The following is a 22,311-nucleotide window of genomic DNA, read 5'->3' on the forward strand; positions in this document are numbered from 1 at the left end:
CAATCCCGCCCGTCTTGGCCGGACGCATTTATCCGTTTAATGACTCGACGACCCATTGGCCGTCCCGTTTTACCAATTGCCGCGTGCAACCCCGAGCTTGCGGGGACATCGAGGAATCGTCGGGCAACGCCTGCAACACCGTGTCAGTCCTGCGTAGGTCAGCAACCCTTGCTTGCAAACCGACATCGTCACTCACCGGAGCCCATATCGCGCCGTCACGGGGCGGTACAGTGCGTTCTCCCAAGGCAACGAGGGCACGCACATCGGCGCTGAAGCCGGTTGCAGGACGCGGACGGCCGAAGTCGCGTCCGATGGCATCATAGCGCCCGCCTTGTGCCACCGCCTGTCCATGCCCGTGAGCATAGGCGGCGAAAACCAAACCGGTATGGTAGTTGTAGCCACGCAGCTCACAGAAGTCGAAGCCCAGCTCTACATCGGGGAAGGCCTCAGCGATAACCGTTGCCACGGACGTCAACTCGTCCAGCGCCTTCAAGGCCTGGGGGGTCGCCCCAGCTAGCACCTGGCGAGCATCGTTCAAGACCTCAGCCCCCCCGCTCAGGCGAGCCAACTCGCGCAGACGCGCCGCAGGACTGCCCGCCGCCCGGTCACTCAGTAATGCATCCAGCTCGGGGATCGACTTTCGGCGCATGGCGTCGAAAATCTCTGCCTCGGTCTGGGGATCCAGATCCGCCTCGGACATCAGCGATTGGTAGATGGCCACATGCGCCAGATCCAAGTGAATCTTGGGAATGCCGGCAAGCCGCAGGGTTTCCAGCATCAGGCGAATCACTTCCTGATCGGCCAGCGCCGACGCACTACCGAACAGCTCGCAACCTGCCTGAATGGGCGTACGGCCGGTTAGCATGTGCGGACGGGTATGCAGGACGTGACCGGCATAGCATAGACGCGTGACACTGTCCTGACGCAGCGTATGGGCATCGATCCGGGCTGCCTGCGGTGTCATATCGGCACGAACGCCCATCAGACGTCCGGTCAGCTGGTCGGTCAGCTTAAACGTCTGCAGGGCCAGATCATTGCCCGTACCGGTAAACAAAGATTCTAAGTATTCGATGAGCGGCGGGATTACCAACTGGTAGCCCCAGCGCTGGTAGGTGTCCATCATCTCACGGCGCAGAGAGTCGATCTTACCCGCCAGAGGCGGCAGGATATCCTCCACACCATCAGGCAGTAACCAGCGGTCGGATGCAGTCATGAGTCGCGTAAAGTCCGTTCTTTTTGCCCACCGGTTGCAGGCTTCAGAATTTAGGCTGGCGCGCTGTCCTCCCGCACGACGATATTGACAGCAGGTTAGCACGCACCGGGAAAGCGCTGATAGATCCCGGAAAGGGATCACAAAACCCCGCAATTCTACACATTTGACGCCCACAAAAAAACCGGAGTACCGTTATGGGCTCCGGTTTATTTCAAACCCCGGCCGGGGTCGGGGCCAAAGGTCTACGCTTATTGACTGGCCTCTCCCCGGAGGTTGCCAAAGTAGCGCATAAAGTCGCTATCGGCATCGATCACCAGAATGTCATCCTTACTGGAGAATGTCTGACCATAGGCACTCAAGCTGCGGTAGAAGCGGTAAAACTCTTCGTCGGCCGTATAGGCGTCGGCATAGACTCGTGCCGCTTGACCATCGCCCTCACCGCGAGTTTCTTCAGCGGCGGCAAAGGCCTCAGCCAGAACAACGGTACGCTGACGATCGGCGTCTGCACGAATCCCCTCCGCCAGCTCGCGACCACGGGAACGGAATTCCTGTGCCAGCTTCTCGCGTTCGGTGCGCATACGGCGATAGACGGTTTCGCTAACCGATTGTGGCAGCTCGATCGCCTTAATCCGTATATCGAGCACTTTCACACCCAGCTCATTGACCACGGTTTCGTCGATACGTACGACCAGCTCTTCCATCAGTTGGTCACGTTGCCCGGAAACGACTTCGTGCATGGTGCGAACACCGAATTCGTTACGAAGCCCCGTGTCGACCCGTGAAGAGAGCAACGAAATTGCCCGCAACTCGTCGCCGCCGGTTGCCCGATAGAACTGATCCACATCCTGGATTCGCCAGGCAATGTAGGAATCCACATCCAGCGGTTTTTTCTCGACAGTCAGGTACTGGCGCGCCGGGAGGTCGTTGGTCAGAACCCGAACATCAAACTCCCTGACCTGGTCGATCACTGGCACTTTGAAATGCAGGCCCGCTTCGATATCGGTCTCGATCAACTCACCGAAGCGTAGCAAAACCCCTCTGTGAGTTTCCGGGATAATGTAGACGCTGGAAGAAACGATCAACACAACGATCAGGGCGCCGGCTAGCCCAAGAACAGCTTTAGGACTCATGATTAACGCCCCCTCCGCACACTTGATGAGTTGCTACGCTGACGAATTTCATCCATAACCTGATCGGTCAAGGCCTGGACATCCGTGCTCTGTCCCGTGGTGTCAGACGCGCCGGAATCGGTTTGTTGCCCCGAACGCTGCTGCATCAGCCGGTCAAGCGGCAAGTACATCATATTGTTGCTGCTTTCCGCATTGATCAGCACCTTGCTGGTATTGGAATAGACATTCTGCATGGTATCGATGTACATGCGGTCGCGGGTCACCTGCGGCGCATCGCGATAGACATTCAACAGCTCGACGAAACGCGCGGTTTCACCGTTGGCCCTCTCGATCACCTCTTCCTTATAGGCGTTGGCTTCTTCGATCATTCGCTGAGCGCGACCACGCGCTTCGGGCACGACCTTGTTGCGGTAGGTTTCGGCTTCTTCCACCAGACGCTGTTCGTCTTCCTTAGCCCGCTGAACCTCGCGGAACGACTCCTGAACTTCGGACGGCGGCTGGGTACTTTCCACGTTCACTTGAACAATCTGCAAGCCGGTACCGTACTTCTCGAGGAAGTTCTGCAAACGTTGCTCAACATTGATCGCCAAAGCGGCGCGACCTTCAGTCAGCACCTGATCAAGCTGGGAACTGCCGACTTCATGACGCAATGCACTGTCGGTCGCAAACGCCAAGGCCTGGTTGGAATCACGCACATTGATCACATAATCGCGGGCATTGCCAACGCGGTATTGAACCTGCAGATCAACCGACACCAGATTCTCGTCCTGGGTCAGCATCTGACCCTGAGACTCCGCATTTCGTACACTGGTCACCCGCACCTTGGTCACGTTATCGATGATGGGAACCTTGAAGCGCAAACCCGGGTTTTCAGTCGTGTGATACTTGCCAAAGCGCAGTACCACCGCCCGCTCCTGCTCATCAACGGTATAGAACGACTGGTAGATCACATAGCCCAGGAAGACGATGCCGATAATCGCGAGAATAGCGCCAAAGCCACCACTCGACGACGAGCCCCCACCGGAGCCGCCGGAGCTACCGCCCTTCTTCTTGCCGCCGAGCATCTTGTTGAGCTTATCGAGCCCCTTGCGCAGCGCTTCATCAAGATCGGGTGGACCCTGATCATTTCCACGGCGCCCCCCACTACCCCAGGGATCGTTGTCGTTCCGATTTCCACCCGGTTCATTCCAGGCCATAATTCTCTCCGTTCGCAAACTCATCGAATGGCTGCAAATACTATGGATTAAGGAGCCTCTGAACAAGTCCTGAATGCTCTCTTCGCGGCGCATTGGCCACAGAGGGAGCGGATCGGGACTCGGAAACCGCTCACCGACTATGATCGAGGACCGATTTTCCAGCGCTCAATAAAACGCTGCAATGCAGTGGATACAGCACAGACTCATCGAGCCTTCACGCTTTTTTGTCTTGTTTACTCTTTTTCTGTGTTCTCGGCGTAGCGAACCTGATCGGCGCGCATCTCGGCGCGACTCAGCAGCTGGTGCCAATCCCGGGACTGCAAGCGCACGTCCACCTGAACGTCGCCATTATCCAGATAGTGCTCGTCGACGACACTGCCAGCCTCGTGCAGCAATGCCCGTAATTTACCGTCTTTTGGACCCAGCAATATCGAAAGCTGTAGCACATCCTCCGCAACCCGCTCGACCACGGCGTCAAACAGCATCTGGATACCAGCACCGGTTACCGCGGAAACCCAGACTCGAACCGGGACGCCCTCCTCGTTGCGATCAACCCGAGACTGGAAGTCTTCGAGCAGGTCAATCTTGTTATAAACCTGCAGCACCGGCACCTCGTCGGCACCGATTTCAAGCAATACATCCTCGACTTGCTCGATATTTTCGTCCCGGCGCTCGTCCGCACAATCGATAATGTGCAGCAGCAGGGACGCTTCCGTGGTTTCTTCGAGCGTGGCGCGGAACGCTTCGACCAGCTTGTGCGGCAAATGACGAATAAAGCCTACCGTGTCAGCCATGACCACCGGGCCGATATCCGGTAGATCCAGCCGGCGTAGGGTTGGATCCAGCGTCGCGAACAACTGGTCTGCGGCATAGACCGACGCCGTCGTCACATGATTGAACAACGTCGATTTTCCAGCGTTGGTATAGCCAACGAGAGAGACTGTTGGAATATCGGCTCGCTGGCGAGCGCGACGCCCCTGATTTCGCTGCCGGCGGACCTTATCCAGGCGGCGATGAATCGCCTTGATACGCCCCCGCAACAATCGACGGTCCGTCTCCAGCTGGGTTTCGCCGGGGCCACGCAAACCGATACCCCCCTTTTGCCGCTCCAGGTGGGTCCAGCCCCGTATTAATCGGGTCGACATGTGCTCGAGCTGGGCCAGTTCCACCTGAAGCTTGCCTTCATGGGTACGGGCGCGCTGGGCAAAAATGTCCAGAATGACGCCGGTTCGGTCCAGTACGCGGCACTTGAGTTCGCGCTCGAGGTTACGTTCTTGGCTTGGCGAGAGGGAGTGATTGAACAGCACGACGTCAGCTTCATTAACCTGGACGGCTGCACGAATTTCCTCCAACTTACCTTCACCGACGAACAGTCGGGAGCTGGGCTGGTTACGCGACCCGGTAACCTCGTCCACCGCTTCGACACCGGCCGAGCGGACAAGTTCGACGAATTCACCCAAGTCTTCGGATTCGTTGTGGGAAGAAAAATCGATATGAACGATAACGGCTCGTTCACCGACATCAGGACGCTCAAACAAGGAGCAGCTTCTCCAGGAAAAACGGGGAATGGATGCTGCCAGAGCACATCGAACGATCTGCCCTGGCAAACAGCGAGCTAGTGCACTGTTTGGTTAATTCGCTGACTTAATGAGGCCCTGAGAATCTGGATGGCAAGGCGCGGCGGCGGAGGTGTGGTGGTTCCACATCGAGTCGCCGCAACGCCGCTAGCCAGATTCTCAGGGCCTCCCTTCGGGCGAGCGTCTGAAGGCTTTGGTTCTGCGTTGCTGCTCTTTGACATGGAACCACCATGCCTGCAGACCAGCGCCTTGCCCAAAGCCTTCAGAAGCTCGCAGTAAGTCAGCGAATTAACCAAACAGAGCACTAGGATGACAGGCGGCCGGAATCATGACGAAAACCGACCAATCAAATCAGCCGCCTGAAACTATCAAACTTCGCCTTCAACCTCGCCAGCTGCATTTTGCTGCGGAATTCTGACATTGCGGGCAGGCACAACCGTTGAAATGGCATGCTTGTAAACCATCTGGCTCACTGTATTCTTCAACAGGATCACGAACTGATCGAACGATTCGATCTGTCCTTGCAGCTTGATCCCGTTAACCAGGAAGATGGACACCGGAATGCGTTCCTTGCGCAGTGCATTGAGGTAAGGGTCTTGTAAAGAGTGCCCTTTTGACATGTTATTTTCTCCTGTTTTTTTAGTCGCAGATCGTCTGGTAGAAAGCGGATTACCGCTGTTGCAAATATCAGCAGAGGCAACCCCGAACAGGTTTGGGACTCAGCACGCTTCGTCTCAAGCCCGAACAATAAGATACCGGCCACTCTTCAAGACCGGCTTAAAATAACTTGACCACGATAGTCCTAAGTTACCTAATCAATGTGGTGCGAGATTCGATGATTTTCAAGGCGCGCATTGAAGAACTTGACGAATCGGCATTGATCCAGTGCAAATCGTTCCATTTTCGCAGCCAGGTCAACTGGCGTTTGGCCAACTGTCGTGTGGCAGCGACGCCCTTATCCACAAACGTCGGATAGTCAATGTCGCCATCCAGCCACGACCAAGCTTGCCGATACCCTACACACCGGATGGACGGCAACCCGGGATGAAGATCGCCCCGAGCCTGCAAGGCACGGACCTCATCCACAAATCCCGATGCCAGCATCTTGTCGAATCGCAAACGGATACGTTCGTGGAGCACGGATCGATCATTGGGCCCGATCGCCAGCTGCACCGCATTATACGGGAGCCCCCCGGGTGCGTCTGCCTGCCAGCGCGTTAAATACGGGTAATCCACGTTGTCCCGGTCTCGCTCCGGAGACTCACTGGACCAGGCCTCGGAGATTGGCCGACCGGATATGAGCACCACTTCCAACGCCCGCAATACGCGTTGCCGGTTATTGGGGTGGATGGCCCCAGCCGCCACAGGGTCACGCCTCGCGAGTTCAGCGTGCAACGCCGGCCACCCCTCCTGCGTGGCACGCGCTTCGAGCTCAGCCCGCAACGCCGGGTCCGCGCCTGGCATGTCCGCAAGCCCATGCAGCAGAGCCTTGTAGTACATCATCGTGCCGCCGACCAGCAACGGAATACGTCCACGCCCTGAGATTTCCGACATTTCACGGAGGGCGTCGCGACGAAAATCCGCCACCGAATAGGTGTCAGCCGGATCGCAGATATCAATCAGACGGTGCGGAGCCCTGAAAAGTTCCTCAGCGGAGGGTTTTGCCGTGCCGATATCCATATTCCGGTAAATCATGGCGGAATCGACGCTGATAATATCGCACGGCAACCGCTTGCAAAGGTCGATGGCGAGATCCGTCTTACCCGCCGCTGTCGGTCCCATCAAGAAGATGGCCGGGGGCAGGTTCCGCTCCAAAGTCATGGTTCAGCGCCCGCGCAGGAAGAGCTTGTCCAACTCGCCCACAGTGACCAGGGTCCATGTGGGCCGGCCGTGATTGCACTGACCGCTACGCTCGGTGGCTTCCATATCGCGCAGCAGAGCATTCATTTCCGGGATGGTCAGCTGGCGGTTGGCGCGCACCGAGCCATGACAGGCCATCGTACCCAGCAACTCGTTGGTGACCGCTCTCACCCGGTCCGACTGGCCGTGCTCCATGAGATCGGATACGACATCTCGAACCAACTGCTCCGTATCCGCACCGCGCAGCAGCGCTGGAATCTGCCGCACCACCAGGGTTTCCGGCCCCATGCGCTCCAGCTGTAGGCCTAGAGCCTGGAGTTCCTCGACGTGCGTTTCCGCCACACCGGCTTCCCGCTGACTCACGGCAAGCGTCACCGGGACCAGTAACGGCTGGCTCTTGAGATCCTGCGCCTCAAGTGCAACCTTCATACGCTCGTACGTAATACGCTCATGAGCCGCATGCATATCCACGACGATCATGCCCGCACGGGTTTGTGCGAGGATATAGATACCATGCAGTTGCGCTATGGCGAAGCCAAGCGGCGGCTCCTCGTTGCCGGTCTGCGGCGGGGTCGGCATGGGCTGCACAGAAGCAGTTATCGGCGGAGCCTCGGCAACACCCAGCTCGGCCTGGGCAGAACCGCCCTGCTGGGTTCCACCTCCGCCGTTCAGAGACTGGTAGAACGCCATCTGGTCCTGCGCCTGCCAGGCGACCGGACGCTGGCCGCCGTAAGCCGAAAATGCCGCGCCACCGCCATTCCGTTCGCCGCCATTCGTCGCGGCATGCGCGTCTGGCGGCGCGTAGCCGGCTTCACGGCTTAGCGATTGAGCAACCGCACCGTGCATATGATCCTGGGGTTTCACCTCACCCAGCGCCCGGTGCAACGTGCGGAAAATGAAATCATGCACCAGGCGCCCGTCGCGGAACCGCACTTCGTGCTTGGTCGGATGCACGTTCACATCGACGTTGGCCGGATCCAGCTCCAGATAAAGCACAAACGCCGGATGGCGGTTGTTGTAAAGTACGTCCCGATACGCCTGGCGCACCGCATGAGCGACCAGGCGATCGCGAATCACCCGGCCGTTGACGAAAAAGTACTGGAGATCTGCCTGACTGCGGGAGAACGTGGGGAGCGCAACCCAGCCCCAAAGCCGCAGCCCCGATGCTTCGGCATCGATTACGACAGCGTTGTCGATAAATTGCTGACCGCATAGGGCGCCAATTCGGCGCTCCCGATCCAGTGGAGTCATGGCCGGTCGCAGGCTCTGAATGGCTCGCTGATTGTGGCGCAGCGTGAATCCGGTTTCGAAGCGGGCAAGAGCCTGGCGCCGGATGCATTCTTCGACATGACCGAACTCGGTTTTCTCGGTTCGGAGAAACTTGCGCCGGGCCGGCGTATTGAAAAACAGGTCTCGGACTTCCACCGTGGTGCCCACCGGGTGGGCTGCCGGCGATAGCCGGGCATCCATATCCCGTCCTTCCACCTCCACCCGGCTCGCGGCATCGCAGCCTTCCGTTCGTGACGTCAGCGACAGGCGCGACACGGAACTGATGCTGGCCAGAGCCTCACCGCGAAACCCCAGGGAGGCCACCGCCTCAAGATCGTCCAAGTCGGCAATCTTGCTGGTAGCATGCCGGCTCAACGCCAGCGGTAAATCGTCTTCGGCGATTCCGGAGCCTGTATCTCTGACCCGAATCAGCTTGACGCCACCCTGCTCAACTTCGATTTCAACCCGATCGGCCTTGGCATCGAGGGCGTTTTCCACCAGCTCCTTGACCACGGACGCTGGCCGTTCGACCACCTCGCCGGCAGCGATCTGATTGGCAAGTCGGGGACTGAGCAGACGAATGGCAGGCATAAGACAAGAGGGCGCCTCTGTTAAAGGGTTTACGTTGAGCGGTCTGCGCAATCACGATTGACCAACTCGCGCAACATAATACCAGAGACAAGGGCTTGGGCTCAGGTCGAAATCATACATCGGCCTGAGCCCGATACGGGCGGGGTATAAAGTTGCCCCAACTGAAGATCAGGAGGTAGGAACGCTAATAGTCTGGCCGATGACGACCTGGTCGCTGTTCAGATTATTGATTTCCTTGATCCGACTCACGGTCGTTGAGTAGCGACGCGCCACGTCGGAAAGCGTATCCCCACGCTGGATGCGGTAGGAGGCAACCCCGCCGTCATTGCGCTTTTTCCAGGCTAGCAGGGTGCCGGGTGGCGGAGTGTCGTTGAAATAGGCAGAGATACCTTGCCAGATAGCCCGCGCCAGTTTGTCTTGATAACTGGAGGATTGCAGGTTTTTCTCCTCCTGGGGATTGGAGATGAAGCCCGCTTCCACCAGAATCGACGGAATGTCGGGTGATTTGAGAACCACGAACGCGGCCTGCTCTACGCCGGATTTGTGCAGACGGGCAACATTGCCGAGATTACGTAGCACATAGTCCCCGACGCCCACGCTGGCATTGATGCTGGCTGTCATTGACAGGTCCAGCAGAACGCCCGCGAGCACGTCATTTTTGTCTCCCAGCGACACCCCACCGACGCCGCCGATCAGGTCGGACCGATTCTCGTTGCGCGCCAACCAGCGCGCGGTCTCACTGGTGGCTCCGCGCTGGGATAACGCAAACACCGATGCACCCCGGGGCTGTGAGGTACGAAAAGCGTCTGCATGCACGGAGATAAAGAGATCGGCATTCTGCTTTCGTGCCAGCAGCGTCCGGCTGCGAAGATCGACATAGTAGTCGCCATCCCGGGTAAGCCGGGCCTTGAAGCCCGGCTGGGCGTCCACCAGTTCCTTTATCCTTCGCGAAAGCCGCAGAACGACGTCTTTTTCACGCGTGCCGCTGGGGCCAATAGCGCCAGGATCCTCTCCCCCGTGACCCGCATCGATGACGACGATAACATCCCGCTTGCCATCCCTGTTGTCACTGAGTACGGGCTGACGCGGCTCGCTGCGCCGAAGCCCGTTTTCATCGATAAGATCCAGCACCAGGCGATGGCCATATTGCTGGTTCGGCTCCAATTGAAAGCTGCGGGGCTTGATTTCGGACTTGAGGTCAAGCACGACACGCAGGTCGTTGCCGTTGCGTGGCGCACTGCGAATACGGCGAATCGGGCTGCCGGACAAATCCAACGTCTCCAGATTTGCCTGCAAGGTCGTATTCTCAATGTCGATGACCAACCGATCCGGATTCTGCAGCGCAAAAATGGTGTGTTCGACGGCATTGCCTAAATCGAGCACTAACCGGGTATGGTCCGGCGCCGGCCAGATGCGCGCGCTGTTCACAGCCCCGCCTGCTTGAACGCCTGTCGCCACGAGGATTAACACCACAATCTGCAGGAACAATCCCGTCAGCGAAAACTGCCTCATACTGCTCATCGCTCTCAGTCCTTTCATCTCGCGCATCCGTGACGGCCTATTAGCTGATCCAGCCGCTATTCAGGCTTGTATAAAGTGTGTCCAGAAGTTGCTGCCCTGCGGGTGTACCCGCAGTCAGCCGAGCCTGGCGACCAGCTCCGGCCATCGTTAGGGCGATCGCACAATCCGCTGCAGGCAGAATGCCCTCGCCCCGCTCCGGCCACTCGATCAGGCACACAGCACCGTTTTCGAGATAGTCACGAATACCCATGTATTCCAGTTCTTCAGGGTCACCCAACCGGTAGAGATCAAAGTGATAAACCGGTGGCTGAAGCTCTTCGTAAGGCTCCACCAGGGTGTAGGTTGGGCTTTTGACAGCGCCGGTGTGGCCAAGGCTACGAATAACCCCCCTGCTGAAGGTGGTTTTACCCGCCCCAAGGTCGCCGCTCAAATGCAGAACACAGCCCTCACCCGCTGTCCGCAAGGCCTGAACCAGCAACGCCCCGAGTTGCTCTGTGGACGACTCGTCAGGCAAATGAACACTCAGCTCGGCTTTGCTCACGGGAGCACACTCCATTTCCATCAATTCTGCCAACCCACCTTTCAATTCCACGGCTACCGGCCGTTGGCGAACGCCGAAAGTCAACGATAGCCAAGCGGAATCAACACGCCCTCAGCCTCGCCCAACACCTGAGGAATCCGATCTATCACGTCCATCGGCAGCAACCCCATAAAACCTTTATCCAGGGCCGCCCGGTCAGCCGCCTCCGCGTGAAGGCTTGCACCAATCACCGCTGCCTCGGACGGCGCTATACCCTGTACCGCCAGGGAGCCGATAATTCCCGAAAGCACATCGCCCATGCCGCCGGTGGCCATGCCCGGGTTGCCGCCCTGGACCAGAACCGGAGCACCCATATCGGCGGCATAAACCAGCGTTCCCGCGCCTTTGAGAAGCACCACGCCGCCGTAACGTTGCTCCATTTGCTGGATAGCGCCGAGACGATCACTGTTTACCGCCTTGTTCTCGACCCCTAGCAGGCGGGCCGCTTCGCCGGGGTGGGGCGTCAGAATCCAGTTGTCGTGCCGCCCGGGTGCGCGAGACGACAGCATATTCAGCCCGTCTGCATCCATCAAGACGGGGCCGTCGAAGTCCATGATCCGCTGCAGCATCTGCTGCCCCCATGCCCCCTGACCGGCTCCCGGCCCGAAGACCACACCATCGGCCGCTTGCAGCAACGCTTCCAGCTCGTTGCCGTGGGTCAAGCCATGAACCAGCAGACTCGGACAGCGAGCTAGCGCCGGCGCCACATGCTCCGGCCGAGTGGCCAGCGTGACCAGGCCCGCTCCGGTTCGAGCTGCGGCTTCCGCCGTCAGCAGCGCCGCGCCGCCGAAACCGCGCTCACCGGCCACCACCAGAACGTGGCCGCAATGACCTTTGTGCGCCCCGCGAGACCGCACCGGTAGTCGCGAAGCTACCGCATTCCAGTCCACGCGGCGGGCAACGGGGTCTACCCGCGAGGCTATTTCTCCGGGAACCCCCAAGACATCGAATATCACGTCACCGGAAACGTCCGGCCCCTTACCTGTCAACAAGCCAGCCTTCAAACCGATAAAGGTCACGGTCACCCCAGCCTTGACGGCATCGCTCTCGATCCAGCCCGTCGATGCGTTCAATCCTGACGGCACATCGATCGCCAATACCGGGCGACCGCTGGCGTTGAGCTGGGCGATCACCCGATCGAATGGCTGGCGCAACGCACCGGTGATGCCAGTACCTAACAGGGCATCGACAACGACATCGGCGGCAGCGAGGCGATCCGTCAGGTCGCTTTCTCCGAGGGTCTCGTATTGTTCAATATCGAGCCCGATGTCCTGGGCCGTTTCGTAAGCCGTCAGAGCGTCGCCTTTCAACTTCGCCGGATCCGCGACCGCAACACAGCGCACCTCCAACCCTTGACGGCAGGCTGCTGCGGCCACCAAATAGCCGTCACCGCCGTTATTCCCGGCACCGCAAAGTACCAGCACCGTCTTGGCATTAGGCCAATGCCGTGCCAACTGTCTAAAGCCGGATCGGGCCGCGCGCTGCATCAGCTCGAAGCCGGGCACCCCGAATTCATCTATGGCGCATCGATCGAGCGCTTGCACCCCATCCGCAGTGTACAAGCTCTCTGGTAAACTGGAACTTTCAGCAGCGCTCATCGGTCTGTGTATCACCTTAGGGCCTTGCAGCCTCCCTGAAAAAACAGAATCCGGTTGAAATCATTCGGCCAGATGCCTGTTAAGCATAGCAAAACGATCGAAAAGGTCATAACTTAATCAATGTTAACTGAGTCGCTAGACACATTAGCGCGCCAAATCCCTGTTTGGGCACAGGAACTCGGCTTTCAGGATGTCGGTATCACCGAAGCGGATACCGGCGATCATGGTGATCGCCTGAAAGAATGGCTCGACGCCGGCAGGAACGGCGAAATGGCCTATATGGCCGATCACGGCGCCAAACGCTATCGCCCCGACGAACTGCTACCCGGCACCCGTCGGGTCATTTCCGTTCGCATGGATTATTTGCCATCGCCGGATAGTCCGGCACTGACACTCAAAGATGCCGAGAAAGCCTATATTTCCCGCTACACCCTCGGCCGCGATTACCATAAGTTGATCCGCAAGCGCCTTGCGCAGCTTGCAAAGCGTATCGACAACGCGCTTGAGGGTTACAACCATCGTGCCTTTGTCGACAGTGCGCCGGTTTTGGAGCGCGCCCTGGCCCAACGCGCAGGCCTGGGCTGGTTCGGCAAGAACACCATGCTGATTCACCCAAAGGCTGGCTCATTCTTCTTTCTCGGTGAAATTCTAACCAGTGCGCCGCTACCCGTTAGCGAACCTTTTGAGACCGAACACTGCGGCAGCTGTTCAGCCTGTCTGGATATCTGCCCCACGAATGCTTTCGACGGCCCGCATCGTCTCGATGCCCGGCGCTGCATCAGCTATCTGACAATCGAACTCAAAGGCTCGATACCCGAGGAATTGCGCGCAAAGATGGGCAACCGCGTCTTTGGTTGCGACGACTGCCAACTGGTCTGTCCCTGGAACAAATTCAGCAAGCCGACGGATAAGGAAGACTTCCAGCCTCGGCACAACCTGGACAACAGCGACCTGGCGGAACTTTTCCTTTGGTCGGAAGATGAATTCCTCAAGCGCACCGAAGGCTCGGCCATTCGGCGCACCGGCTACGAAGGCTGGCTCAGGAATCTGGCAGTCGGACTGGGAAATGCGCCATCAACCATTCCCGTGGTTGAGGCCCTGCGGCAACGAGCCGACCATCCCTCGGAGCTGGTGCGGGAGCATGTGCAATGGGCACTGAGGCAGCATGGAATCACGAGTTAAAGGAATGCCAGCCCTGCCGGTTACTCATCCAACCGAAAAAAATGCTCTCGGTAATGCCGTAACTCGTTGATTGAATCCCGAATATCGTCCAGCGCCAGGTGCGAGCCCTTCTTCTCCACGCCTTTGAGTACATCCGGCCGCCAGCGGCGCGCCAGCTCCTTGATCGTGCTGACATCGAGATTACGATAGTGAAAGAAAGCCTCCAACGCTGGCATATAGCGCACTAGAAAACGACGGTCCTGGCCAATGCTGTTGCCGCACAGTGGGGACTGCCCCTGCTCCAGATGCTGTTCGAGGAATTCGAGGGTCTGGCGCTCGGCATCTGCATCGCTGACCGAGCTTTCTTTGACGCGCTGCGTCAGCCCGCTCTCCCCGTGGGTTCGCGTACACCATTCATCCATGGCCTCCAGCAAACTGTCCGGCTGATGCACCGCCAGCACAGGCCCCTCGGCAATGGTGTTGAGATCGGAATCGGTGACGATGGTTGCAATCTCAATAATGCGTTCCTTATCCGGATCGAGCCCGGTCATTTCCAGATCGATCCAGACCAGACGGTCAGATGAAGCCATGCTGAGTTCTCCTAAAATCACGTTCACCATAAGCAGATACGGCGCCTTCAACGGTGCTATGATGGCACACTTGCAGGAACAGGCAGAAATTCCCGGGGAATCAAAGACAAAAGCTATGGCGAAACGTAGGCTCAACAGGCAGCAGAAATGGCGCATCGAGAAGATCCATGGGGAGCGCGCTGCACGGGCCACGCGCCGAGAGCGGGATATCAACCGTCAGTTGCAGTCCGGCGAGCTGGGGGATGAGCAATCCGGCCTGGTGATTGCCCACTTTGGCAAGCAAATCGACGTTGAGGCCCTGGAAGGCGACCACCGAGGCGAAATCACGCGCTGCCACGTGCGGGCCAATCTGGGTGCGCTCGTCACCGGTGATCGCGTGATTTGGCGGCCGGGCTCAGATGACCTTGGGGTCATCGTGGCCGTTCAGGAGCGCGATAATCTGCTGCAGCGCCCCGACAAGTTCGGTCAACTCAAACCGGTGGCCGCAAACATCGACCGGATCATTCTTGTAATCGCCCCCGAACCCGAACCCCACGATAATCTGATCGACCGCTATCTCGTCGCCGCAGAGAACTGCCACATCACCCCGCTGCTGCTGCTCAATAAAACAGACCTGATCACCGAGGCCAACCGTCAGCGCATCGATGCCCTGCTGGAGCGCTATGCCGCGCTTGAATACGCCATCGAGCAAACGTCGATACACACCGCGCCGGAGGACGACCACACTATAGAAATGCTTTTACGCGACCGCACCACGGTATTCGTCGGTCAGTCCGGCGTGGGCAAATCGTCCATTATCAGCCGCTTGCTGCAGGACAGCAGCATCAAGGTAGGCGATGTCTCGCAAAGCACCGGCAAAGGCATTCATACGACGACGACAGCAAAACTGTTCCATCTCGACTTCGGCGGCAACCTGATCGACTCGCCAGGCATTCGGGAATTCGGGCTCTGGCATATGGACATCCAGCATCTCGAGTATGGCTTCAGGGAAATCCGGCCGCTGATCGGCCACTGCCGGTTTCGCAATTGCCGGCACCAGGCCGAACCGGGCTGCGCGCTGCTCGGTGCGGAGGAAAAAGGCGAAATCAGTCCCGAGCGAATGCAGAGCTTCAGAAGGATCTACGCAGAGATAGAGGCCTCGGACTGGCAATCCCCGGCGGGCTGACTATGTGGCCTGACTATGTGACCTGACGATGTAGCCTGACGATCACCAGTTCACTTCGTCAGGCTTCGGTTCCGGCGGCGGATCAAACCATTCGCCAGACTCCAGTTGCTTCAGGGCCTGTTCGGATTCTTCGCCGGTAGGCTGCGTCAGGTCGATCAACGGTTGGGCATCGGCGCCGGAATCCGACTGGATATCCTCCACCGCCTTCTTGTTCAGCACGATGATGGCAATGCGGCGATTGACCGGCGCCCGCGCACTCTCCTTATCGAACAGTACCGAATCAGCCAGACCGACCACGCGGCCAATCTGCTCCGAACGAACACCTCCCGCCACGAGCGCCCTGCGCGCGGTGTTGGCGCGATCCGCCGACAGCTCCCAGTTGGTATAACCGGGGCGCCCGACAAAAGGCGTCGCATCCGTATGCCCGGTAAGGCTGAGCTTGTTGGTCACCGCGCTCAACGGCTTCGCCAGCTCGAAAAGAATATCCTGGGAGTAATACTTCAGGCGCGCGCTGCCGCTGTCGAACATCGGGCGCTGCGAACGGTCCACGATCTGAATGCGCAGGCCTTCGTTGGTAATATCGATCAGCAATTGATCCTTGAACTCTTGCAGTGTCTCGCTCTGCTCAATTTGCTGCTTGAGTTCTTGAAACAGCTCTTCCATCTGACGCTGTTCCAACGTTTCCGAGAGTTGCTCGATTTGCTGGTCTTCAAGCTTGATCTCGGTATCGGCGATATCGGCGCTCGAGGCATCGACCACGGAGGCGCTGCCTCCCAGGTCGATAGGATTACGGCTCGCTGCCTCCATATAACCGACTGGATCCTTAAAATAGCCCTCGATGGCCTGCTTTTCTTCATCGGACGCCGTGGTGGTCAACCACAGCACCATGAAGAACGCCATCATCGCCGTGGCGAAATCCGCAAACGCCACCTTCCAGGCACCGCCGTGATGGCCGCCTGTAACCTTTTTGACGCGCTTGACGATGATCGGCTGTTCTTCCACGGCTTACCTCAATCCGGAACGGCGCTGATCGATCACTTGGAACGCACGTGATCGTTGAGTTCCTGGAAACCGGGCCGCTTGTCCGATGGCAGCGCCTTGCGGCCGAATTCGATGGCCATCTGCGGCGCCTGACCCGACACGGTTGCCAGGATGGCGGCCTTGGCACACGCGTAGGCCCTCAACTCGTACTGCGCCTGATGCTCCATGGCGGTCGACGTCGGACCGACGAAGCCATAGCCCATCCAGATACCCAGGAATGTGCCCACCAGTGCGGCCGCGACCTTCATGCCGATCATTTCCGGCGGCCCGCCCAGCAGCCCCATGGTGATCACGATACCCAGAACCGCAGCCACGATACCCAGGCCCGGCAAGGCATCCGCCACCTTGGCCACCGCATGAGACGGCTCCATCAGCTCGTGCTCACGATTTTCCAGCTCCATGTCCATCAGGCCTTCCAGCTCATGAGGCGCCATATTGCCGGAGCTGATAATGCGCATGTAATCGGTGACAAACGCCATCAGCTTTTCGGACTTCTGAATCGCCGGATAACGGGTGAATATCTGACTCTCGCCTGGGTTATCGATATCCTCCTCAATCGCCATCACGCCCTGCTTGCGCGACTTGTCGAAGATGTCGTAGAGCAGGCTTAACAGGTCCATGTAGAACGCTTTATTGAAAGGAGACCCTGTCAGCAACCGGAGGACACCACCAAAGGTTTCCTTGATGGTGTGCATGGGGTTGGAAATGATGAATGCACCGATCGCCGCCCCGCCGATAATCAACACTTCCAGCGGTTGCCAGAGCGCCATCAGGTTGCCCTTGGACAACACGTATCCGCCTAGCACACACACAATGACAATGATTGAACCGAGTATTAACGCCATATCGGTTTGGAACGCCCCCTAAAATAACAGCTCGCCACTTGCTTGGAGCGATTCAACCGGATCAACCCGGCATACCGCCAATGCACTATTGTGGAAATTTGTTTCGGAGAGTAACGGGCAAGCGCGCAGTCCTTGCAAGACAACGGTGTAGCGAACAACCGTATGGCTTGCTCAGCCCGAACTGCTCTTTCATTTTGTTGGTGTCCCGTCCGGGTTGTTCGCAGACGGGACATGAGTATCTCTTAACACTCGTTTTCAGCAAGCATAGCAAGGGCCTGCATCGATCGCGAAAAAATGACCACGTTCCCCGGCCGGGAACAGGATCGGTTGATTATCCAGGCGCGGCAATCTGTTAAGATGCCGCTTTGGAAATCGGACCGTCATCGTGTGAGACATGCCATGCCCGACCTGCCACTGGTTATTGAACCGGACGCTCTGGAATCTCTCCTGGAGGAGCCGGATCTTCTGCTGATCGACCTTTGCCACCCTGAGCGCTATGCCGGTGGTCATCTGCCGGGCGCGGTTTACGTTCACCCTCAGGAAACCCAGCTCGGCTACCCGCCAGCGCCCGGCAAGCTGCCCACCATCGATGCCCTGCGCGAGCTTACCCGCCGCCTCGGCCTCACGCCAGACACTCACGTCGTGGTATACGACGACGAGGGCGGAGGCTGGGCGGGGCGCTTTATCTGGCTGCTCGACTGCATCGGCCACCGCCGTTACAGCTATCTGAACGGCGGTTGGCTGGCTTGGCAGGCGGAGGAGTTGCCGTTAACGACCGACGTGCCCGATCCGCAGCCCAGCGACTACCCTATCGATCTTCAGGAGGCCCCCACGGCGACCCTGGAAGAGGTTCTGGCCGGCCTGAACTCATCCGACCAGATTATCTGGGACGCGCGCTCGCCGGGTGAATATTTCGGCCAACGCATTGCTGCCGCCAAAGCAGGCCATATCCCCGGCGCCCATAATCTGGAATGGACGCAGCTCATGGACCCCTCGCGGGAATTACGATTGCGCCCCGAACCCCAGTTACGCGCGTTGATGGAACAACACGGCTTTACCCCGTCGAAAACCGTTATTACCCATTGCCAGACCCACCATCGGTCTGGCCTCACCTACCTGGTCGCCAAGATCCTGGGCTATCCGCGCGTCCGCGCCTATGCCGGGTCTTGGGCCGAATGGGGCAACCACCCCGATACACCCGTGGAGCGTTGAGATTAATGCGAGATAAGCTTTTCGTGATGAGCCAGTACCTGCTGCCGCAACAAGGGCTATCGCAGTGGCTGGGGCGTCTGGCCGATGACGACCGGTTCCCAAAGGTGAAAAACCATGTCGCTCAATGGTTCATTAAACGTTACGGCGTTGATATGAGCGAGGCGGCCGATGCCGATCTTGCGTCCTACCCCACGTTCAATGCGTTCTTTACTCGGCCCCTCAAGCCCGGCATGCGCCCCGTTGATGAGGATCCGGACCGGGTCACCAGCCCCGTCGACGGCGCCATCAGCCAACTGGGACAGATCGACGAGGGCCGCATTTTCCAGGCCAAGGGGCAAGACTATAGCCTGCTCGAACTCGTGGGTGGCGACGAGCAAAAGGCCAAACCTTACGTCGATGGTGAGTTTGCGACCATCTACCTGGCCCCCAAGGACTATCACCGCATCCACATGCCCCTTGCAGGCACGCTGAAGGACATGACTTACGTGCCAGGACGGCTATTTTCGGTCAACCCCGTTACCGCAGCCAACGTGCCGCGTTTGTTTGCGCGCAACGAGCGTGTGATTATCAATTTCGACACAGAATGGGGGCCCATGTGCATGGTTCTGGTCGGCGCCATGATCGTCGGCAGCGTCGAAACCACCTGGGCAGGCGTCGTAGCTCCCGGCCGGGATATCAATACTATCGATTACAGCCAGGAAGCGCCTATTCACTTCGAGAAGGGTGACGAAATGGGCCGCTTCCGCTTGGGTTCAACGGTCATCCTGCTATTCCCCAAGGGCCGCATGGACTGGACCAGCGAGTTGCGGGCGGAAACCGTATTGCGGTTGGGCCGCGCCATCGGCACGCGGACGAAAAACACGAAGTAAAGAACGGGAAATGCCTGGTCCGGTGGCGGGTTTTGCCCCCAGCGGATCAGGCATGCTCGATAGGGAAACCGATCACATCCTCAATGGCCTGCACGCCCAACCGGCACATCAGCAGCCGGTCCAGACCCAGCGCAACACCGGCACAATCCGGCAATCCACTCCTCAAGGCCGCCAGCAAGAACTCATCCGCCGGCATGCCGGGTTTGCCGTGCTGGCGACGTAATGCGTTGTCCTGCTCAAAACGGGAGCGCTGTTCTTCGGCATCGGTCAGCTCCCAATAGCCGTTGCACAATTCCACGCCATAGAGGTAGAGCTCAAAGCGATGAGCCACGCGATAACCATCCGCCTCCCGGGTTCGCGCCAGGGCGGCCTGGCTGGCAGGATAGTCGTGTATGAACACGGCTGAGCGCTTTGACAGCGCGGGCTCGACGCTATGGGTCAGGATAAAGTCGAGGCAGCCGTCGCGCTCCAGATTCGCGGCGAAAGCGGCATCGCCTGCCTGCTCGCCAACCCGGCGGCGAAGAGCGTCCAAGGATAGGGTAAACGGATCCAGCCCGGCGTATTGGAGAAACGCTTGCCGGTAGGTCATACGCTCAGGGGCCGGGATGTTCAGCCAACCGCAAACCAGCTCGCCCACCTCATCCATGAGCCGATGGTCGTCGAATCCCGGCCGATACCATTCCAGCAGCGAGAATTCGGGATTATGGCGCCGCCCGCGCTCACCGTCCCGAAAGGCGCGAAAAACCTGATAGATAGCACCACTACCGGCCGCCAGCAGCCGCTTCATGTGGTATTCCGGAGAGGTCTGCAGATAAGCTTGGCCGCCCCCGAAACCGGAGGCCGCTGCCAGCCGAGCCGGAATGCAGTCGAGGTGGAGGTCGGTGACACCGTGGCTCGCCAGAAGCGGTGTTTCCACTTCCAGCACGTCACGGCTGTCGAAGAACCGGCGCAGATAGGCGAGCAGCGCCGCTCGCTCCTTCATAGCGGCCAGCGACGCTGTTGGCTGCCAATGGGTCTGCTGGGCCATAGGGGTCGTAGTAGCCCGCCTAGCTACTCTTGACGCGGCTAACGTATTCACCGGAGCGCGTATCCACTTTCAGGACCTCGCCAATGGTGATAAACAAGGGAACGTTGACCACGGCGCCGGTCGTTAGGGTCGCCGGCTTGGAGCCGCCTTGAGCGGTGTCGCCTTTCATACCTGGATCGGTATCGACCACTTCCAGCTCGACGAAGTTCGGCGGAGACACCGACAGCGGCGTGCCGTTGTACAGGGTCACCGTGTAGACATCCTGTTCTTTCAGCCACTTGAGGCAATCACCGACTGCCTTTTCGTCGGCCGGATGCTGCTCGAATGAACCGTCGGTGGCCATGAAGTGCCAGAATTCACCGTCGGTATAAAGGTATTCCATCTCCTGATCGACGACGTCTGCCGCCTCCAGGCTCTCACCGGACTTGAAGGTCCGCTCCCAGACCCGGTTTGACATCAAGTTGCGTAGCCTGACGCGGTTAAACGCTTGGCCTTTACCCGGCTTTACAAATTCGTTCTCGAGAATGATACACGGGTCGCCGTCCAGCAAAACCTTAAGACCACCGCGGAATTCATTGGTAGAATACGAAGCCATGAAAATCTCACCTGAAATAGTGCAGTTGGAAAATCAAAGGGGCTCATGATACAGCGAACCTCCACGTCGGTAGAAGCCCGTCAAGCACCGGAATCACCTTTAACCTGGCAGCAGGAACTGGCTCGGGCCATCAATCGTCCGGACATACTGCTCTCCGAACTCGGCTTACCACTCGATCTGTTGCCTGGTGCACAGGCCGGTGCCCGGCTGTTCAGTATTCGCGTACCCTACCCTTATCTGGACAGAATGGAATATGGCAATCCAGCCGATCCGCTGCTGCGTCAGGTCCTGCCGCTTGGGGACGAGATGCTCGCCAGCCCGGGGTTCGTTCCCGACCCGCTGAACGAATCCGACCATACCCCGCAGCAAGGCTTGATCCGCAAATATCGCAGCCGAGCGCTGTTGATGGTCACCGGCACGTGCGCCATCAATTGCCGCTACTGCTTTCGCCGGCATTTCCCTTACGGCGATCACCGGCAGTCGCCAGATGCGCGATCACAAGCCCTTGCCACCCTGCACGACAGTCCGGAGATTAACGAAATCATTTTCAGCGGCGGCGATCCGTTAGCGATCAATGACCAGCGACTAGCCGCATGGAGCGAAGATCTCGCCGCCATCCCCCATCTTAAGCGACTGCGAATTCATACCCGTCTACCGGTGGTGATACCTCAACGCATCGACGATACCTTCATGCGCTGGTTCGGCGATAACCCGTTGCAGAAAGTTGTGGTACTGCACATCAACCATGCGCGGGAAATCGATGCAAACGTGCACAACGCCATGCAGCGCCTGCGCAGCGCCGGTGTGACGCTGCTCAACCAGAGCGTGATCCTCCGGGGGGTCAACGATTCTGTCGATACGCTGCGCGAACTCAGCGAGTCGCTATTCGATGCGGGCATCCTGCCTTACTATCTTCACGCCTTCGATCCGGTCGAGGGGGCGGCTCACTTCGATGTCTCCGACGACCGGGCACGCGCATTGGTTCGTGAACTATTAGGCCAGCTGCCGGGTTTTCTAGTGCCTCGGCTTGTACGCGAAGTTCCGGGAAAAGCGAGCAAGACGCCTTTGAATCTATAGTCAAAGCGAGTTTTTCGCACTTTTTTGTCAAACAATGTCAACTTCAGGCTTTGTGTCTTTTTGAAACCGCTCTGCTACTTTACAGTCACAAATATTATTATAAAAAAACGTTTTGCCGGGCTTTTCCTACTTGACAGCGACTTGCACAAATCCGGCAATAGAGATCAAGGACAGCACGGACAGGGGACGCTGAG

20 protein-coding genes are annotated in these 22,311 nt (G+C 58.5%); 5 read left to right on the forward strand and 15 right to left on the reverse strand.

Going from position 1 to position 22,311, the window contains the following annotated elements:
* Positions 1-28: 28 nt before the first annotated feature.
* The 10 genes from FXO11_RS13565 to FXO11_RS13610 all read right to left on the reverse strand — a co-directional run bounded on the left by FXO11_RS13565 (position 29) and on the right by FXO11_RS13610 (position 12,535).
* Entirely contained in the window at positions 29-1,213 is a 1,185-nt protein-coding gene (locus FXO11_RS13565) for an ATP phosphoribosyltransferase regulatory subunit (protein ID WP_148863473.1), read from the reverse strand.
* A gap of 248 nt (positions 1,214-1,461) precedes the next feature.
* A complete protein-coding gene (gene hflC / locus FXO11_RS13570) occupies positions 1,462-2,343 on the reverse strand; it encodes a protease modulator HflC (RefSeq protein ID WP_148863474.1) in 882 nt (293 codons plus the stop codon).
* Between the two features lie 2 nt (positions 2,344-2,345).
* Positions 2,346-3,539 carry an FtsH protease activity modulator HflK gene (gene hflK / locus FXO11_RS13575; RefSeq protein ID WP_148863475.1) on the reverse strand — a complete coding sequence of 398 codons (1,194 nt, stop codon included), beginning with the start codon at positions 3,537-3,539 and terminating at the stop codon, positions 2,346-2,348.
* A gap of 233 nt (positions 3,540-3,772) precedes the next feature.
* Positions 3,773-5,077: a ribosome rescue GTPase HflX gene (gene hflX, locus FXO11_RS13580; RefSeq protein ID WP_148863476.1), complete on the reverse strand. Its 1,305-nt coding sequence runs from the start codon at positions 5,075-5,077 to the stop codon at positions 3,773-3,775.
* Between the two features lie 407 nt (positions 5,078-5,484).
* The gene (hfq, locus tag FXO11_RS13585) at positions 5,485-5,736 is read right to left on the reverse strand and encodes an RNA chaperone Hfq (protein ID WP_148863477.1); all 252 of its coding nucleotides are present in this window, start codon (positions 5,734-5,736) and stop codon (positions 5,485-5,487) included.
* Between the two features lie 187 nt (positions 5,737-5,923).
* Positions 5,924-6,937: a tRNA (adenosine(37)-N6)-dimethylallyltransferase MiaA gene (miaA, locus tag FXO11_RS13590; protein WP_148863478.1), complete on the reverse strand. Its 1,014-nt coding sequence runs from the start codon at positions 6,935-6,937 to the stop codon at positions 5,924-5,926.
* Between the two features lie 3 nt (positions 6,938-6,940).
* Entirely contained in the window at positions 6,941-8,836 is a 1,896-nt protein-coding gene (mutL, locus tag FXO11_RS13595; protein WP_148863479.1) for a DNA mismatch repair endonuclease MutL, read from the reverse strand.
* A 168-nt stretch (positions 8,837-9,004) separates the two neighbouring features.
* Positions 9,005-10,357 carry an N-acetylmuramoyl-L-alanine amidase gene (locus FXO11_RS13600; protein ID WP_227545905.1) on the reverse strand — a complete coding sequence of 451 codons (1,353 nt, stop codon included), beginning with the start codon at positions 10,355-10,357 and terminating at the stop codon, positions 9,005-9,007.
* A 40-nt stretch (positions 10,358-10,397) separates the two neighbouring features.
* Positions 10,398-10,913: a tRNA (adenosine(37)-N6)-threonylcarbamoyltransferase complex ATPase subunit type 1 TsaE gene (gene tsaE, locus FXO11_RS13605; RefSeq protein WP_148864922.1), complete on the reverse strand. Its 516-nt coding sequence runs from the start codon at positions 10,911-10,913 to the stop codon at positions 10,398-10,400.
* A 65-nt stretch (positions 10,914-10,978) separates the two neighbouring features.
* Positions 10,979-12,535: an NAD(P)H-hydrate dehydratase gene (locus FXO11_RS13610; protein WP_148863480.1), complete on the reverse strand. Its 1,557-nt coding sequence runs from the start codon at positions 12,533-12,535 to the stop codon at positions 10,979-10,981.
* 120 nt (positions 12,536-12,655) lie between these two features.
* On the opposite strand from FXO11_RS13610, the gene queG reads away from it, so the two are divergent.
* Entirely contained in the window at positions 12,656-13,717 is a 1,062-nt protein-coding gene (queG, locus tag FXO11_RS13615) for a tRNA epoxyqueuosine(34) reductase QueG (protein WP_148863481.1), read from the forward strand.
* Positions 13,718-13,737: 20 nt separating this feature from the next.
* On the opposite strand, the gene orn is transcribed toward queG, so the two are convergent.
* The gene (orn, locus tag FXO11_RS13620; protein ID WP_148863482.1) at positions 13,738-14,286 is read right to left on the reverse strand and encodes an oligoribonuclease; all 549 of its coding nucleotides are present in this window, start codon (positions 14,284-14,286) and stop codon (positions 13,738-13,740) included.
* Positions 14,287-14,401: 115 nt separating this feature from the next.
* Here orn and rsgA point away from each other — a divergent pair, with 115 nt between their 5' ends.
* On the forward strand, positions 14,402-15,451 hold the full coding sequence (gene rsgA, locus FXO11_RS13625; protein WP_148863483.1) for a small ribosomal subunit biogenesis GTPase RsgA: 1,050 nt from the start codon (positions 14,402-14,404) through the stop codon (positions 15,449-15,451).
* Positions 15,452-15,493: 42 nt separating this feature from the next.
* On the opposite strand, the gene motB is transcribed toward rsgA, so the two are convergent.
* Together motB and motA are read right to left on the reverse strand one after the other, a co-directional pair.
* Positions 15,494-16,453 carry a flagellar motor protein MotB gene (gene motB, locus FXO11_RS13630; RefSeq protein WP_148863484.1) on the reverse strand — a complete coding sequence of 320 codons (960 nt, stop codon included), beginning with the start codon at positions 16,451-16,453 and terminating at the stop codon, positions 15,494-15,496.
* Between the two features lie 32 nt (positions 16,454-16,485).
* Positions 16,486-17,337, reverse strand: coding sequence for a flagellar motor stator protein MotA (motA, locus tag FXO11_RS13635; RefSeq protein WP_148863485.1), 852 nt, complete (start codon positions 17,335-17,337; stop codon positions 16,486-16,488).
* Positions 17,338-17,736: 399 nt separating this feature from the next.
* Between motA and FXO11_RS13640 the strand changes: the two genes are divergently transcribed.
* Both FXO11_RS13640 and asd read left to right on the forward strand, forming a co-directional pair.
* Positions 17,737-18,549, forward strand: a complete 813-nt coding sequence (locus tag FXO11_RS13640) for a sulfurtransferase (protein ID WP_148864923.1) — start codon at positions 17,737-17,739, stop codon at positions 18,547-18,549.
* Positions 18,550-18,554: 5 nt separating this feature from the next.
* Positions 18,555-19,418 (forward strand): archaetidylserine decarboxylase, encoded by an 864-nt coding sequence (asd, locus tag FXO11_RS13645; protein WP_148863486.1) that lies wholly within the window; start codon positions 18,555-18,557, stop codon positions 19,416-19,418.
* Positions 19,419-19,464: 46 nt separating this feature from the next.
* On the opposite strand, the gene epmA is transcribed toward asd, so the two are convergent.
* Positions 19,465-20,445, reverse strand: coding sequence for an EF-P lysine aminoacylase EpmA (epmA, locus tag FXO11_RS13650; RefSeq protein ID WP_148863487.1), 981 nt, complete (start codon positions 20,443-20,445; stop codon positions 19,465-19,467).
* A 19-nt stretch (positions 20,446-20,464) separates the two neighbouring features.
* Entirely contained in the window at positions 20,465-21,040 is a 576-nt protein-coding gene (gene efp, locus FXO11_RS13655) for an elongation factor P (RefSeq protein WP_148863488.1), read from the reverse strand.
* 45 nt (positions 21,041-21,085) lie between these two features.
* On the opposite strand from efp, the gene epmB reads away from it, so the two are divergent.
* Positions 21,086-22,117 (forward strand): EF-P beta-lysylation protein EpmB, encoded by a 1,032-nt coding sequence (epmB, locus tag FXO11_RS13660; protein ID WP_148863489.1) that lies wholly within the window; start codon positions 21,086-21,088, stop codon positions 22,115-22,117.
* The last annotated feature ends 194 nt before the right edge of the window (positions 22,118-22,311 follow it).

Source organism: Marinobacter fonticola (assembly GCF_008122265.1).
GTDB classification, from domain to species: domain Bacteria; phylum Pseudomonadota; class Gammaproteobacteria; order Pseudomonadales; family Oleiphilaceae; genus Marinobacter_A; species Marinobacter_A fonticola.

Excerpts from the sequence above, each read along its gene's own strand:
- FXO11_RS13565 (WP_148863473.1), bottom strand. The coding sequence starts at position 1,213 with ATGACTGCATCCGACCGCTGGTTACTGCCTGATGGTGTGGAGGATATC.
- hflC (WP_148863474.1), bottom strand. The coding sequence starts at position 2,343 with ATGAGTCCTAAAGCTGTTCTTGGGCTAGCCGGCGCCCTGATCGTTGTG.
- hflK (WP_148863475.1), bottom strand. The coding sequence starts at position 3,539 with ATGGCCTGGAATGAACCGGGTGGAAATCGGAACGACAACGATCCCTGG.
- hfq (WP_148863477.1), bottom strand. The coding sequence starts at position 5,736 with ATGTCAAAAGGGCACTCTTTACAAGACCCTTACCTCAATGCACTGCGC.
- miaA (WP_148863478.1), bottom strand. The coding sequence starts at position 6,937 with ATGACTTTGGAGCGGAACCTGCCCCCGGCCATCTTCTTGATGGGACCG.
- mutL (WP_148863479.1), bottom strand. The coding sequence starts at position 8,836 with ATGCCTGCCATTCGTCTGCTCAGTCCCCGACTTGCCAATCAGATCGCT.
- FXO11_RS13600 (WP_227545905.1), bottom strand. The coding sequence starts at position 10,357 with ATGAGCAGTATGAGGCAGTTTTCGCTGACGGGATTGTTCCTGCAGATT.
- tsaE (WP_148864922.1), bottom strand. The coding sequence starts at position 10,913 with ATGGAGTGTGCTCCCGTGAGCAAAGCCGAGCTGAGTGTTCATTTGCCT.
- FXO11_RS13610 (WP_148863480.1), bottom strand. The coding sequence starts at position 12,535 with ATGAGCGCTGCTGAAAGTTCCAGTTTACCAGAGAGCTTGTACACTGCG.
- queG (WP_148863481.1), top strand. The coding sequence starts at position 12,656 with ATGTTAACTGAGTCGCTAGACACATTAGCGCGCCAAATCCCTGTTTGG.
- orn (WP_148863482.1), bottom strand. The coding sequence starts at position 14,286 with ATGGCTTCATCTGACCGTCTGGTCTGGATCGATCTGGAAATGACCGGG.
- rsgA (WP_148863483.1), top strand. The coding sequence starts at position 14,402 with ATGGCGAAACGTAGGCTCAACAGGCAGCAGAAATGGCGCATCGAGAAG.
- motA (WP_148863485.1), bottom strand. The coding sequence starts at position 17,337 with ATGGCGTTAATACTCGGTTCAATCATTGTCATTGTGTGTGTGCTAGGC.
- FXO11_RS13640 (WP_148864923.1), top strand. The coding sequence starts at position 17,737 with ATGCCCGACCTGCCACTGGTTATTGAACCGGACGCTCTGGAATCTCTC.
- asd (WP_148863486.1), top strand. The coding sequence starts at position 18,555 with ATGCGAGATAAGCTTTTCGTGATGAGCCAGTACCTGCTGCCGCAACAA.
- epmA (WP_148863487.1), bottom strand. The coding sequence starts at position 20,445 with ATGGCCCAGCAGACCCATTGGCAGCCAACAGCGTCGCTGGCCGCTATG.
- efp (WP_148863488.1), bottom strand. The coding sequence starts at position 21,040 with ATGGCTTCGTATTCTACCAATGAATTCCGCGGTGGTCTTAAGGTTTTG.
- epmB (WP_148863489.1), top strand. The coding sequence starts at position 21,086 with ATGATACAGCGAACCTCCACGTCGGTAGAAGCCCGTCAAGCACCGGAA.